The sequence below is a fragment of the Serratia sp. AXJ-M genome (assembly GCF_046531865.1).
GTDB classification, from domain to species: Bacteria; Pseudomonadota; Gammaproteobacteria; order Enterobacterales; family Enterobacteriaceae; genus Serratia; species Serratia liquefaciens.
The window spans coordinates 4903215-4916754 of the sequence record NZ_CP059394.1 but is presented as its reverse complement, the minus strand read 5'-3'; the positions used below and the strand labels follow the sequence as shown (position 1 = coordinate 4916754).

The following is a 13540-nucleotide window of genomic DNA, read 5'->3' as shown; positions in this document are numbered from 1 at the left end:
CTAGCACAGACAACGGGAGTTTTTGTGATGGCTGTCGATTTTTTGATGCAATGAATGAGCGGTGGTGAAATATTTTTGTGATCTGTTAGCTCACCGTCACGATGGAATCTCGACTGATGACGATCGGTGAGAAGCTGACCTCTGGCGTGGTCGGATCAATCAGCCGCCTTGCCGCGTATTGCGCCATTTCGGTAATCGGGAAATGTACGCTGGTCAGCGCCGGTCGAACGAAAGGTGCACGTTCGCCGCTGTCGTAACAGATCAGCGAGATATCTTGCGGAACCCGTAGGCGATGTTCGTTGATTGCCAGCAGCGCGCCGATGGCCATTTCTTCGTTGCAGCAATAGATAGCGGTAGGCGTGGTTTTCATTTGCAACAGCAGATCGGCGCAGCGATAGCCGCTTTCCAAATCGTACAGCCCTTCGACGCAGGCAACCGGTTTGATGTGCGCAGCCTGCATTGCCTGTTCAAATCCCTGCAGGCGCAAGTGGCTGGAGGGGCGATCGCGGGGGCCGCTGATGCAGGCGATGTGTCGGTGGCCGGCATCAATCAACTGTTGGGTCGCCATGCGGCTGGCGCGCGGATGATCGAAAGTGACGCAGCGGTCTTCCAGACCGGGCACCAGACGATCGAGCAAGATAAAAGGGCGTTGCTCTGTTGCCAACTGACGCAGTTGGTCGTCGCTGAGGAAGCGGACATGGAGGATCACACCGTCGCAACGCAGACTGAACAGCCGTTGAATCGCCTGCCATTCGTTTTCGGCGCTGTTGCGGCCCTGGGTCACCAGTAACTGTTTGCCATGGGATTCTGCTTCGGTTTGCACGAAGTCCATCAGCGCGCCGAAGAAGCCGCCGCGATATGAGGTCGTGACCAGCCCGAGGGTATTGCTGTGGCTGGAGGCCAGTGCGCGTGCTGCAGGGTTGGGGGTGTAACCGAGCTGGGCCACCGCGCGTTCCACTTTCTCGCGGGTCTGCCCTTTAACGTTGGTGTCGCCATTCACTACGCGGGACACGGTGGCGCGGGACACGCCCGCCAAGGCTGCGACATCTTCCAGTGTCACCATCATCCGACTCCTGATTACGACAAAAATGGGGTCGACGTATCGACCCCCTACAGATTAGTTATAGCAATGTATCAGCAACCGCGGCTGGCCCGGTGGTTATTTAAACTGTGGCAGATAAGGCGCATTCACCGCCAACACTTCATCCAGCAGCGGCTGGGCCACATTGGCATTACCGACCAGCGGATTGGTCACCAACGCCAGCAGACCACTACGGCGATCGCCATGCACTGCGGCTTCGATAGTCAGACGCTCGTAGGCTTTCACCTGTTGAGTCAGCGCATGCATGGAATCCGGCAGCGTGCCGAAGGTCAGCGGATGGGCACCCTGAGCATCGACAATACAGTTGGTTTCTATCACAGCATCGTCCGGTAAACCGCGAATGGCACCACGGTTTGCAGTATTGACGACTAATTGCGTGCCGAGATTATTATGGATCGCACGAATTAGCTCCAGCGCGACTTCCGAATAATATGATCCGCCGCGGAAACTTAATTGTTCCGGTTTGCTGTCGAGGTGTGGATCGGCATACAGCTCAAACAGCTCTTTCTCTACTTTCATCACCTGCTCGGCACGGGTGCCGCGCTCGGCCGCCGCGGCAATTTCTTCGGCCAGCATCTCTTTGGTTTGGTAGAAATAGCGGTGGTACGGGCAAGGGATTGCCCCTACGGCGCGCAGGAAGTCCGGCTGCCAAGGCTCTTCCTTGATGTTGTTCATGGTCAACGCGGCACCATCGCACAGCATGTCGATCACCTTACCGGTGACGTCTTGCCCCTTTTGCAGCACCTGATGAACCCAGACCATATGGTTCAGCCCGGCAAATTGCAGCTGTATTTCTTGAGAAGGGCTTTTCAGCATGTTGGCAATCATATGGTGCATGCTGATCGGTACGTTACACAGCCCGATGATTTTCGCTTTGGTGTAACGTGAGACCGCTTCGGTAACGATGCCGGCCGGGTTGGTGAAGTTGATGATCCAGGCATCCGGCGCCAGTTTTTCCACTCTGCGGGCGATATCCAGCATCACCGGTATGGTGCGCAGCGCCTTGGCAAAGCCGCCGACGCCGGTGGTTTCCTGGCCTATCAGATCGTATTTCAGCCCCAAGCGCTCGTCGGCGGCGCGTGCCGGCAACTGGCCGACGCGGAACTGGGTCAGGACGAAGTTCGCGTCCCGAATAGCCTCATCCAGCTCGAAATGCACGCTGACTTTGACCTGCTCCAGGCCATGGCGTGCCAGCATGCGTTCGGTCAGCGCGGCAATGATCTCTACCTTTTCGCGGCCGGGTTCAACATCTACCAGCGCCAGTTCGGTCACCGGCAGTTCTTCGATACGTTGGATCAGCCCATCAACCAATTCTGGCGTGTAACTGCTGCCGCCGCCGATCACGGCGATTTTCAAGGCGCTCATGTGCGAACCTCCATCTGGGCCTGGCGGCGGTAGAGTTCAATCATGTCATCCGCCAGATCCTGGATCACCATGGCGTTCATCAGATGATCCTGGGCATGAACGGTAATCAGGTTGATGGCCAGTTTGCCGCAGCCTTCATCCATGCCGATCAGTTGGGTCTGGATAAGATGCGCCTTTTTCACCGACTGTTTGGACTCGGCCATGTGCTTGGCTGAGGCGGTAAAGTCACCGGCACGTGCCTGCTGCAAGGCCATCAACGCACTGCTGCGGGCACCACCGGAGAACACCAGCAGCTCCATGATGGTGCTTTCAAAATCGGGGCTGATTTCAGTCATCAATTCACTCACATTATTTCTCCTGTTATTGCGCGGCGGCAATGCCGGCGGATATTCGTTACTTTCGCTGTCATTCTTAAAATGAGAGCGCTCTCATTTCTTTAGATTAACCGGAACAGGAAATGAAACCGGGAGTTGTGTCGCAAAAAGCGAGCAAGGCGTAAAAAGGGCAAAAAATGCGTGATGCAGTTGGCAAAAAGGTCTAAGGCGATCATACTTTTGGCAGTAAAATTCGGGGCTGGCTGAGATAAGTCCCACAATTGCGTAAATATAGGTAAATGGCTGGCACTCGCAGGTTCAGCTCTTTAGAATCAAAGCGCTTTTCCGTTGTTTGTCTCTTAGAGAAAGGACCCGTTAATGTTCAAACGTACTTTAGTGACCCTCGTTGCGCTGTGTTCCCTGACAGCAATGGCACCCGCTGCGCTCGCTGCCGGTGAAACTCATGTCATGCTGACCACCTCAGCAGGGAATATCGAATTGGCGCTCGACAGTCAGAAGGCTCCGGTTTCCACCAAGAACTTCATCGACTACGTGAACAGCGGCTACTACAACAACACTATTTTCCACCGCGTGATCCCGGGCTTTATGGTTCAGGGCGGCGGCTTTACTGCCGATATGCAGCAAAAATCCACCCAGGCACCGATCAAGAACGAAGCGGATAATGGCCTGCGTAACCTGCGTGGCACTATTTCGATGGCGCGTACCGCCGATAAAGACAGTGCTACCAGCCAGTTCTTCCTGAACGTGGCGGATAACGCCTTCCTGGATCACGGCCAGCGCGATTTCGGTTACGCGGTGTTTGGCAAGGTGGTTAAAGGCATGGACGTGGTAGATAAAATTTCCCAGGCGCCGACCGGCAACGTGGGGCCATACCAAAACGTTCCAAGTAAACCTATCGTCATTCTGTCAGCGAAAGTGCTGCCATAATGATTTTGCGCCGGCCCCCGGTGGGCCGGCTGCATTGCTTTCCCCGGAAGCCTTGCCTGCATCACTGTTTTTTTCCCCGTCGCATGCTTTAATCGCCAGCTTATAATCAGACCGGAAACCCGGCGTTCTGCATCTGTTTTGTTAAGGGATGAGCTGCTGCCATGTTTGAATTTAGCCAGGTTCTGCTGCTGTTACAGCAGATGTGCGTCTACCTTGTCATTGCTTATTTACTGAGTAAAACCCCGTTATTCATTCCGCTGACACAGGTGACTATCCGCCTGCCGCACAAGCTATTGTGCTATGTCATTTTCTCGGTGTTTTGCATCATGGGCACCTATTTCGGGCTGCATGTCGAAGGATCGATTGCCAACACTCGCGCGATCGGCGCCGTGCTGGGCGGCCTGTTGGGGGGGCCTTCGGTAGGGTTCCTGGTGGGTTTGACCGGGGGCTTGCATCGCTACACGCTGGGCGGCATGACCGACATCGCCTGTGCGGTCTCTACCGTGGCGGAAGGGTTGGTGGGCGGGCTGGTGCACAGCATCGCCATGCGCCGGCGGCGTATCGACCTACTGTTTAACCCCTTGTTTGTCGCCGGGGTGGCATTGGTGACCGAAGTGCTGCAAATGGCGATTATCCTGGCGATTGCACGGCCGTTTGACGAGGCGCTGCGGCTGGTGGAACACATTGCTTTGCCAATGCTGATTGCTAACACGCTGGGGGCGGCGATGTTTATGCAGATCCTGTTGGACAGGCGGGCGATGTTCGAGAAATACACCGGCGCGTTCTCCGCCAAGGCACTGAAAATTGCCGAACGTACTGAAGGCATCTTGCGCCAGGGGTTCGATCAGGAAAACAGCATGCGGGTGGCGCGGGTGCTCTATCAGGAGTTGGGGATTGGTGCGGTCGCGATAACCGACCGTGAGAAGCTGTTGGCGTTTATCGGTATCGGCGACGATCACCACCTGCCGGGCACGCCGATCTCATCAAAGCATTCGCACCGCGCGATCGACAACAACGAAGTGGTTTACGCCGACGGCAATGAGCTTTCCTACAGCTGCTCGATCAACGCCAACTGCAAACTGGGTTCGACGCTGGTGATCCCGTTGCGTGGTGAGAACCAGCGGGTGATTGGCACCATCAAGCTCTACGAGCCGAAGAGCCGTTTGTTCAGCACCATCAACCGCACGCTGGGTGAAGGTATCGCCAACCTGTTATCCGCACAGATCATGGCCGGCCAGTATGAGCGCCACACGCAGCTGCTGGCGCAGTCGGAAATCAAATTGCTGCATGCGCAGGTCAATCCGCATTTCCTGTTCAACGCCCTGAATACGCTGGTGGCGGTGATCCGTCGTGATGGGGACCGGGCCTGTGAGCTGGTGCAGTACCTTTCGACCTTTTTCCGCAAAAACCTCAAGCGTTCGGACGACGAAGTCAGCCTGGCAGACGAACTTGAGCACGTTAACGCCTACCTGCAGATCGAACAGGCGCGTTTTGCCGATCGACTGGAGATTGCGGTATCGCTGCCGGAAGAGCTGTTGGCGGTACGTCTGCCGGCCTTTTCACTGCAACCAATCGTTGAGAATGCCATCAAGCACGGCACTTCGCAGTTGCTGGGCATCGGGCGTATAGATATTGGCGCTCGGCTCGAAGACGGCTGTCTGTTATTGCAGGTGACCGACAATGCGGGTCTATACCAACCTTTGCCGAACAACAGCGGGTTGGGAATGAACCTGGTAGATAAACGTATTCGCGTACGCTACGGCGACGGCTATGGCGTACGGGTGGCCTGTGAGCCACAAACATTCACCCGCATTACGCTCAATGTACCCTTGGCGAGGGCTGCCTGATGTTAAACGTACTGATTGTCGATGATGAACCGTCTGCGCGCGATAACCTGCGACATTTGCTGGAAGCGGAAGAGGGCATCAGCATTGTCGGCGAATGCGCCAATGCGATAGAAGCCATCAGCGGGATCCATCGCCTGCAGCCGGACGTGGTGTTTCTGGATATTCAGATGCCGCGCATTACCGGGTTGGAGATGGTAGGCATGCTCGACCCTAATCGCATGCCGCATATCGTGTTCCTGACCGCCTATGACGAATACGCGGTGCAGGCCTTTGAAGAGCATGCGTTTGATTACCTGTTGAAACCGGCGGAGCCGAAGCGGCTGAGCAAAACGCTGCAGCGCCTGCAGCAACAGCGCGGGCAGCAAAACATCGCCGCGCTGGACGAAAGCGCCGGCTACCTGAAATACATCCCTTGTACCGGCCACAGTCGCATCTATTTGCTGCGCTTTGACGAGGTAGTAGCGATACGTTCGCGACTGAGTGGCGTATTTGTGGTGCGTAATGACGGCATGGAATGTTTTACCGAGCTGACGCTGCGAACGCTTGAGCTGCGGACACCGCTGGTACGCTGCCACCGTCAGTATTTGGTCAATCTGGAGCAGGTGCGTGAAATTCGCTTCGATGAGGGCGGCGCTGCGGAAATGATCATGCCGGTTGGGGAGCCAGTCCCGGTCAGCCGCCGCTATCTGAAAGCCTTGAAAGAGGAGCTGGGGCTGCGGGGGTGATGAATCCTTTGGCCAGTGCCGGCGGGAATGTACGACTGCCAAAATAATAAGAAGGTCATTTTTTACTTCATAAATCAGTAGGTAAAAATGATGAATGACCCATTCACGTGTACCTGAAACCCGGCCCACTTTGCCACTTGATGGGTTTCGGGATAGTTGGCTTGCCGCCGCAGAAATCAAAGCATCAATCTCTGCGGCAGCTATCGGGTTCTTTGACGCAAGATAGTCATAAATTGCCATACGGTCAGCAATTGCGGGATCCGTCCACTTTAGCTTCACGATATTTCCTTATCGTTTTACCGCATTGATTTTGCCCTGCGCTCGGCGAAATAAGCCTCAACGTCCTCATTATCAACCACTCTTCCTTCCTGGAGCGCTTTTCGGCTTAAATCGACCTTCTCCTGCAACCACTGTTCATACTCTTTTTGCTGCGATTGTCGACTGACAAAATCTCGCATGAAATCGCGTAAAAGCTGAGATGCCGTTCGATCCGCTGCTTTGGCCGCACTGGCAAAAGCTATTTTTAACTCGTCATCCACGCGGATAACCACGGTAGATTCAGACATGGTAAATACCTCGTATATACAACGTACTGCTTACTATATCACCGGTGTTTTATTGTTCAAGTGGGTTATGGCATGGCTGCAATGGGCTAAGCGGAATCCTAAATTTACCTGTCCAGTTGGCGGGTTAAGGGGCCGATTTTTGTTTGTCCTTGACGGGGTTAAGTCCCCCTTATAGCTTTATTGACATCAACAGGCGCTTTTTGCGTCGCGTCCAAGGAAAAGAAAATGAGTGAAGCACGGATTATCGCCAAAGCGATGAAAGACGGGAAACCGGTACAGGATTTGGTTATCCTGCCGGCATTGGCGAACCGCCATGGTCTGATCACCGGAGCGACCGGGACAGGTAAAACCGTGACGCTGCAAAAAATGGCCGAGCAGTTTTCGCGCATTGGTGTGCCGGTCTTTTTGTCTGACGTAAAGGGAGACCTGTCGGGTATTGGTACCGAAGCCGTGCCTTCCGAGAAGCTGCAGGCGCGTTTGGCGGCAATTGGCGTCACTGACTGGCAGCCGCAGGCCTGCACGATTATTCCGTGGGACATTTATGGTGAGAAGGGTCACCCGATCCGCGCTACCGTTTCCGATCTGGGGCCGTTGCTGCTGGCCCGCTTGCTGGATCTGAATGAAGTTCAAAGCGGCGTACTGCAACTGGTGTTCAAAATAGCCGACGACAATGCGCTGCTGCTGTTGGATATGAAAGATCTGCGCGCCATGGTGCAGTACGTTGGGGACAACGCCAAACAGTTCCAAACCCAATATGGCAATATCTCTTCGGCTTCGGTCGGCGCTATCCAGCGCGGATTGCTGACGCTGGAAGAGCAGGGGGCAAACCAGTTCTTCGGCGAGCCGATGCTGGATATCAATGATCTGATGAAAACCGACGCCAACGGCCACGGCATCATCAACCTGCTGGCAGCGGACAAGCTGATTAATCAGCCGAAACTCTATTCGGTGTTCCTGCTGTGGCTGCTGGCCGAGCTGTTCGAACACCTGCCGGAAGTGGGCGATCCGGAGCAGCCGAAGCTGGTGTTCTTCTTCGACGAAGCTCACCTGCTGTTCAACGACGCACCGGCGGCGCTGCTGACGAAAATCGAACAGGTGGTACGCCTGATCCGTTCCAAAGGTGTCGGCATCTACTTTGTTACCCAAAACCCGCTCGACATTCCGGACAGCGTGCTCGGTCAGTTAGGCAACCGCGTGCAGCACGCGCTGCGCGCCTTTACCCCTCGCGATCAGAAAGCGGTGAAAGCCGCGGCGCAAACCATGCGCGCCAATCCGGCCTTCGATGCGGAAACGGCGATCACCGAACTGGGCGTCGGCGAGGCGCTGGTTTCTTTCCTCGACGAAAAAGGGCGGCCAAACGTGGTGGAACGGGCGATGGTGATCGCGCCGGAATCCAAGATGGGCATGCTGGGGGCGGAAGGGCTGAACAGTGCGATCAATAAATCGCCGCTGTACGGTCGTTATGAGGATATGGTGGACCGCGAGTCCGCCTACGAGAAGCTGTCTGCGGAAGGTTTCGCCACCGTCGGTGCACCGCAAGCGGGCCAACCGGCGCAGCAACCCCAGGCGCAGCAGCAGGCGGGTGGCGGCCTGATGGGCGGCCTGAACGATATTCTGTTCGGCTCTACCGGCCCACGCGGCGGCAAGCGCGACGGCATAGTTCAAACCGCCGCCAAGAGCATGGCACGCGATCTCGGTCGACAGATCCTGCGCGGCGTGCTGGGCTCGATCATGGGCGGTCGCAAGAAGTAAGCTGAAATTATCGGTAGCGGCAGTATCGTGAGGGCGTTGTATACTGCGCCCGTGTAAATCGGGGCGGCATATTCGCCCCTGCGATTGCGATGATGTCTGTTGGAAACACTATGCTGCTGTTGATCGATAACTACGACTCTTTTACTTATAACCTTTACCAGTACTTCTGCGAATTGGGCACCGAGGTGCTGGTGAAGCGTAACGACGAGCTGCAACTGGCCGATATCGAAAGGCTGGCGCCGCAGCGTCTGGTGATCTCTCCTGGGCCCTGTACCCCGAATGAAGCCGGTATCTCATTAGCCGCCATCCAACATTTTACCGGCAAGCTGCCGATCCTCGGCGTTTGTCTGGGGCACCAGGCGCTGGGGCAGGCATTCGGTGCCAAGGTGGTGCGCGCCCGCGAGGTGATGCACGGCAAGACCTCGGCGATCCGCCATCTCGACAGCGGTGTTTTTCGTGGGTTGAACAACCCGCTGACCGTTACCCGTTACCATTCGTTGGTGCTTGAAGCTGCTACTTTACCGGACTGTTTTGAAGTTACCGCCTGGAGTGAGCGCGACGGCGTACGCGATGAGATCATGGGCATCCGCCACCGGCAGTTGGCGCTGGAAGGGGTACAGTTCCACCCAGAAAGCATCCTCAGCGAACAGGGGCATCAGCTGTTGGATAATTTCCTTAAAAGTTAATTGCTTAGATTTTTTTTAGTCGCCAAGGTGATTTGCGTTTGCCCTTTAATGGTTTTTTATGCATATTTTGTGATTGTATTTTCATTTAATTGCCATTAAAAAACTGAGTTACTTTCAGGGTGGACCCCATAATGACCGAAAAATCTGCAGTAACCCGCAGCACCTTTGATCAGGTTATCCTGCCTGTTTATGCACCTGCTCAGTTTGTCCCGGTCAGGGGCAAAGGCAGCCGCGTGTGGGACCAGCAAGGGAAAGAGTACATCGATTTCTCCGGCGGTATTGCGGTGACGGCGTTGGGGCACTGCCACCCGGCGTTGGTTGAGGCGCTGAAACAGCAGGGCGAAACCCTGTGGCATACCAGCAACGTGTTCACCAACGAACCGGCGCTGCGCCTGGCGACCAAGCTAATTAACGCCACCTTTGCCGATCGGGTGTTTTTCGCCAATTCCGGCGCAGAGGCTAACGAAGCTGCCTTCAAACTGGCGCGTCATTATGCGATTACCCGCCACAGTCCGTACAAAACCAAAATCATCGCGTTCTATAACGCGTTTCACGGCCGCACGCTGTTTACCGTCTCCGTCGGCGGACAGGCCAAATATTCCGACGGCTTTGGGCCGAAACCGGCTGATATCGTACACGTGCCGTTCAACGATCTGGCCGCGGTGAAAGCGGTGATGGACGACCATACCTGCGCGGTGGTAATGGAGCCGATCCAGGGTGAGGGGGGGATTACCCCGGTAGACGCCGACTTCCTCAAGGGCGTACGCGAACTGTGCGACCAGCATCAGGCGCTGCTGGTATTCGACGAAGTGCAAAGTGGTATGGGGCGCAGTGGCAAACTGTTCGCCTATATGCACTATGGTGTGACGCCAGACATCCTGACCACCGCCAAGGCGCTTGGCGGTGGCTTCCCGGTTAGCGCGATGCTGACCACCGAAGAGATTGCCTCGGTGATGCAGGTGGGTACCCATGGCACTACCTACGGCGGCAACCCGTTGGCCTGCGCGGTGGCGGAGGCGGCGCTGGACGTGATCAATACGCCGGAAGTGCTCAGTGGCATTGAACTGCGTCATGGACTGTACGTGCAGGCGTTAAAACAGATTGGCGAGAAATATGGTGTTTTCAGCGACATTCGCGGCATGGGCCTGTTGATAGGTGCCGAATTGACGAAAAATTACCACGGCAAGGCGCGTGATTTCCTGACTGCCGCCGCTGCACGCGGGTTGATGATCCTCAATGCCGGGCCAAACGTGATTCGTTTTGCGCCTTCGCTGGTGGTAGCAACCGAGGATATTGACGAAGGGATGGCGCTGTTTGAACTGGCCGTGCAGGACGTGATTGGCGCTTAATGCATAAGGGCACCGAGGGGCGGTCTCCCTAATAACAAGCTTTGTCAGCAGTCTGAGGGCGCCGGCGGCGCCCTTATTGATCGCGCAGTTTGCGTTTCAGCCAGATACCATGGTGCGGACGCTGGCGCCAGGCCAGTGACGAGATGGTGTGCATGACGCTCAGGTGGGACAAAATCCGCCGCAGATGGCGTTCCATTTCAGTCACCGGCATATCCGGCTGCAAATCCGGTGGCTGCATAATGCCGTTGCCACTGCTCGGCCCGTCGTATTCAAGCCGCTGCTGACAGCTTTGCAGCGCGATTTCACAAGACTGCAGATACTCCTCCGCCAGCTTTGGCGTCAGCATATAGTGCTCGCGCGCCAGAATGGTCATCGCATTCAGGTGTTCGACAATAAACTGGCTGTGCGTAACCCACAGGCGCATATCTGCCAGGTAGCTCGATTCAAATCCCGGCTCCTGCATCGCCTGATTGAGTGAGGTGAATAGCGCGTTATGCGCCTGATTGACCTGCATGCGGGCATAAGCCAGCGCGCTGGGATCGGGTTCTTGCTCTTCCAGCAACAGGCGCAGCGCCTGCTGATCGTTTTCCAACGCCTGATGGGCGTTCTTGCGTAGCAGACCGCTTTGCCACTGTGGCCACAGCCAGATGGTGCTGCCGAACACCAGTACGCAGCCGATCAGCGTGTCGATCAGGCGCGGCACCAGGAAGTGGGTGCCGTTCAGTGCCAACAGTTGCAGGGTGTAAACCGCCGTCACCGTAAAGCCAATTACCGCCAGCCCGTAATTTTTACGTGAAACCAGATAGGCCAGCAGCGTGATCACCAGCATCACGCCCAGCGTCTCAGCCTCGGGCAGCTGCAGTTGCAGTAATCCGGCGGCAATCACTAACCCAACCAGGGTGCCGAGCGCACGGTGCTGGATGCGCACCCGGGTGGCGTTGTAGCCGTTTTGGCTCACCAGCATGATGGTCAGCAAGATCCAGTAAGGTTTTGGCAGATTGAATATCATCCCCAGGCTGCTGCCCGCCGCCAAGGTGACTCCCAGCCGCGCCGCATTGCGCAGGGCGTTGGATTTGAACGACAGGTAACTGACCAGCGCGGGCCAGAATGGCAGACGGTTTTGATTGGCCATCAGATCGCGTCGGTAGAGTGGGTGCTGGGTGCGCAGCAGGCGGGCGATGCGGCTGAAGTGGTAATAACAGAATTGGCCAACCGGGTTGTCCGGGTGCTGCGCCGCCACTTTTTCCAGGGCTGCCAACTCATGGTCCATGTTGAAACGCTGAGAATGCTGATGATAGAGGATATCGTGCGCTACCGTGCGCAGCCGATTGGCAATCACCTGTGCATTGCGGCGGATAATGGCTTCGGCCTGGCTCTGCTCTACCAGTTTTTGGACTTCTTCCGGCAGATGCAGGCTGACGGTGATGTGTTCCTGCAAATCCAGCGCGACCTGAAAGGTGCGTTGCAGGCGCTTTTGTTCGAGATTGCTGGCATGGGGCAGAAAATTAAGCTGCTGATACAGCAAGGTGATCAGGTCCATGACCTTTTGCTGGCGAACCAGCAGCGGTGGTAAGGCAGTCTGTGGGTCGGTGTGCTGGGTCAACAGCGAATATTTGGCTTCGAAGTAGTCCGCCAGCTCCAGATAGAGCTGGTTGAGCGACTCGCGCATCGGTTGCTCTTTCCACAGCTTGAACCAGAACCAGGTAAACAAACCGTACCAGGCTGTGCCCACAATATATAACACCGGCGCGTGCCAAAGCGGCACCGTACCGGCCATGCTGAGAGAGAATATGGCGGCAACCAGCGCGGCGGGCAGCAGGCGGGCGTGCAGTGGGCTGATTTCGCCGCTGACGCCAAGCAACAGTGCCAGGCCGAGCATCAATGCGGGCAGCGGCACTTGCCACAGCAGTGCCTGTTGCAGCAGCAGGCTGCTAAGCGCAAAGAGCGAACCGCCGACGATCAGGCGTTTAAAGAAGCGTTTGTGGGGCGTGTCCAGCCCGGCGATGTTGCAGCAGGCGGGAACCAGGGAAAATAGCAGGCCGTATTGCAGTTGGCCGATCAACAGCCCGAGCAGAACCGGCAGGCACAGCACCAGCGTTTGTCGCAGTGCATAGTTGACTTCCGGATGATAAATCAGTCGGCGCCACATGATAAATCGGGGCATAAAAAAACGGCGCGAATTATCGCGCCGTTTTTTCAGTGATTAACGGGTGCCGTAAACGACAATAGTTTTGCCGTGAGCGGAGATCAGGTTTTGATCTTCCAGCATTTTCAGAATACGACCCACGGTTTCACGAGAGCAACCGACGATCTGGCCAATTTCCTGACGGGTGATTTTAATCTGCATGCCATCCGGATGGGTCATGGCATCAGGCTGTTTCGCCAGGTTCAGCAGGGTTTGCGCGATGCGGCCCGTAACGTCCAGGAAGGCGAGGTTACCCACTTTCTCAGAGGTTATCTGCAGGCGGTTTGCCATCTGGGCAGACAGGCGCATCAGGATGTCCGGGTTTACCTGAATCAGCTGGCGGAATTTCTTGTAGGAAATTTCAGCCACTTCACAGGCGGTCTTCGCCCTAACCCAGGCGCTACGCTCCTGACCTTCTTCAAACAATCCAAGCTCGCCGATGAAATCCCCCTGGTTAAGGTAGGACAGGATCATCTCTTTACCTTCTTCATCCTTAATCAGCACCGCGACGGAGCCTTTGACGATGTAGTAAAGCGTTTCGGCTTTTTCACCTTGGTGAATCAGCGTACTTTTGGATGGATATTTGTGGATATGGCAATGAGACAGGAACCATTCGAGAGTAGGGTCTGTTTGCGGTTTGCCGAGAACCATTCGCTGTTATCCTCTGTTGTTATCGCTGCCTTGTGTCACAGGGGTCAGAG

At 55.9% G+C, this 13540-nt stretch carries 12 protein-coding genes and 1 pseudogene; 6 read left to right on the top strand and 7 right to left on the bottom strand.

Annotated elements, in window-relative coordinates; translation table 11 throughout:
• Positions 1-85 precede the first annotated feature (85 nt).
• From H0S68_RS22985 to H0S68_RS22975, 3 genes are all read right to left on the bottom strand, one after another.
• Entirely contained in the window at positions 86-1063 is a 978-nt protein-coding gene (locus tag H0S68_RS22985) for a LacI family DNA-binding transcriptional regulator (protein ID WP_115061143.1), read from the bottom strand.
• A 96-nt stretch (positions 1064-1159) separates the two neighbouring features.
• Positions 1160-2467 carry a 6-phospho-beta-glucosidase gene (locus H0S68_RS22980; RefSeq protein ID WP_046372486.1) on the bottom strand — a complete coding sequence of 436 codons (1308 nt, stop codon included), beginning with the start codon at positions 2465-2467 and terminating at the stop codon, positions 1160-1162.
• Complete coding sequence (locus H0S68_RS22975; protein WP_128865305.1) at positions 2464-2802, bottom strand: PTS lactose/cellobiose transporter subunit IIA; 339 nt, start codon at positions 2800-2802, stop codon at positions 2464-2466. The genes H0S68_RS22980 and H0S68_RS22975 overlap by 4 nt, the downstream gene beginning before the upstream one ends.
• A 357-nt stretch (positions 2803-3159) precedes the next feature.
• Between H0S68_RS22975 and ppiA the strand changes: the two genes are divergently transcribed.
• The 3 genes from ppiA (at position 3160) to btsR (ending at position 6301) form a co-directional block, all read left to right on the top strand.
• Positions 3160-3729: a peptidylprolyl isomerase A gene (gene ppiA / locus H0S68_RS22970; RefSeq protein WP_020837308.1), complete on the top strand. Its 570-nt coding sequence runs from the start codon at positions 3160-3162 to the stop codon at positions 3727-3729.
• A 161-nt stretch (positions 3730-3890) separates the two neighbouring features.
• A complete protein-coding gene (locus H0S68_RS22965; RefSeq protein WP_046372487.1) occupies positions 3891-5576 on the top strand; it encodes a sensor histidine kinase in 1686 nt (561 codons plus the stop codon).
• Positions 5576-6301, top strand: a complete 726-nt coding sequence (gene btsR / locus H0S68_RS22960; RefSeq protein WP_020837306.1) for a two-component system response regulator BtsR — start codon at positions 5576-5578, stop codon at positions 6299-6301. The genes H0S68_RS22965 and btsR overlap by 1 nt, the downstream gene beginning before the upstream one ends.
• Before the next feature lie 72 nt (positions 6302-6373).
• Here btsR and H0S68_RS22955 read toward each other — a convergent pair.
• A pseudogene (locus H0S68_RS22955) lies at positions 6374-6541 on the bottom strand (type II toxin-antitoxin system RelE/ParE family toxin); the annotation flags it as partial.
• Positions 6542-6597: 56 nt separating this feature from the next.
• Positions 6598-6867: a hypothetical protein gene (locus tag H0S68_RS22950; protein ID WP_020837302.1), complete on the bottom strand. Its 270-nt coding sequence runs from the start codon at positions 6865-6867 to the stop codon at positions 6598-6600.
• Between the two features lie 225 nt (positions 6868-7092).
• Here H0S68_RS22950 and H0S68_RS22945 point away from each other — a divergent pair, with 225 nt between their 5' ends.
• The 3 genes from H0S68_RS22945 (at position 7093) to H0S68_RS22935 (ending at position 10654) form a co-directional block, all read left to right on the top strand.
• Positions 7093-8619 (top strand): helicase HerA-like domain-containing protein, encoded by a 1527-nt coding sequence (locus tag H0S68_RS22945; protein ID WP_048760525.1) that lies wholly within the window; start codon positions 7093-7095, stop codon positions 8617-8619.
• Positions 8620-8729: 110 nt separating this feature from the next.
• A complete protein-coding gene (locus H0S68_RS22940) occupies positions 8730-9305 on the top strand; it encodes an aminodeoxychorismate synthase component II (RefSeq protein ID WP_410529037.1) in 576 nt (191 codons plus the stop codon).
• A gap of 131 nt (positions 9306-9436) precedes the next feature.
• On the top strand, positions 9437-10654 hold the full coding sequence (locus H0S68_RS22935) for an aspartate aminotransferase family protein (protein ID WP_115060714.1): 1218 nt from the start codon (positions 9437-9439) through the stop codon (positions 10652-10654).
• A 73-nt stretch (positions 10655-10727) separates the two neighbouring features.
• On the opposite strand, the gene H0S68_RS22930 is transcribed toward H0S68_RS22935, so the two are convergent.
• Positions 10728-12803, bottom strand: coding sequence for a YccS/YhfK family putative transporter (locus H0S68_RS22930; RefSeq protein ID WP_041415732.1), 2076 nt, complete (start codon positions 12801-12803; stop codon positions 10728-10730).
• A 54-nt stretch (positions 12804-12857) separates the two neighbouring features.
• Positions 12858-13490: a cAMP-activated global transcriptional regulator CRP gene (gene crp / locus H0S68_RS22925; protein ID WP_004718520.1), complete on the bottom strand. Its 633-nt coding sequence runs from the start codon at positions 13488-13490 to the stop codon at positions 12858-12860.
• Between the last annotated feature and the right edge of the window lie 50 nt (positions 13491-13540).

Bases quoted from the DNA above. Each gene is read 5' to 3' on its own strand.
- H0S68_RS22985 (WP_115061143.1), bottom strand. From the start codon at position 1,063: ATGGTGACACTGGAAGATGTCGCAGCCTTGGCGGGCGTGTCCCGCGCC.
- H0S68_RS22980 (WP_046372486.1), bottom strand. From the start codon at position 2,467: ATGAGCGCCTTGAAAATCGCCGTGATCGGCGGCGGCAGCAGTTACACG.
- H0S68_RS22975 (WP_128865305.1), bottom strand. From the start codon at position 2,802: ATGACTGAAATCAGCCCCGATTTTGAAAGCACCATCATGGAGCTGCTG.
- ppiA (WP_020837308.1), top strand. From the start codon at position 3,160: ATGTTCAAACGTACTTTAGTGACCCTCGTTGCGCTGTGTTCCCTGACA.
- H0S68_RS22965 (WP_046372487.1), top strand. From the start codon at position 3,891: ATGTTTGAATTTAGCCAGGTTCTGCTGCTGTTACAGCAGATGTGCGTC.
- btsR (WP_020837306.1), top strand. From the start codon at position 5,576: ATGTTAAACGTACTGATTGTCGATGATGAACCGTCTGCGCGCGATAAC.
- H0S68_RS22950 (WP_020837302.1), bottom strand. From the start codon at position 6,867: ATGTCTGAATCTACCGTGGTTATCCGCGTGGATGACGAGTTAAAAATA.
- H0S68_RS22945 (WP_048760525.1), top strand. From the start codon at position 7,093: ATGAGTGAAGCACGGATTATCGCCAAAGCGATGAAAGACGGGAAACCG.
- H0S68_RS22940 (WP_410529037.1), top strand. From the start codon at position 8,730: ATGCTGCTGTTGATCGATAACTACGACTCTTTTACTTATAACCTTTAC.
- H0S68_RS22935 (WP_115060714.1), top strand. From the start codon at position 9,437: ATGACCGAAAAATCTGCAGTAACCCGCAGCACCTTTGATCAGGTTATC.
- H0S68_RS22930 (WP_041415732.1), bottom strand. From the start codon at position 12,803: ATGTGGCGCCGACTGATTTATCATCCGGAAGTCAACTATGCACTGCGA.
- crp (WP_004718520.1), bottom strand. From the start codon at position 13,490: ATGGTTCTCGGCAAACCGCAAACAGACCCTACTCTCGAATGGTTCCTG.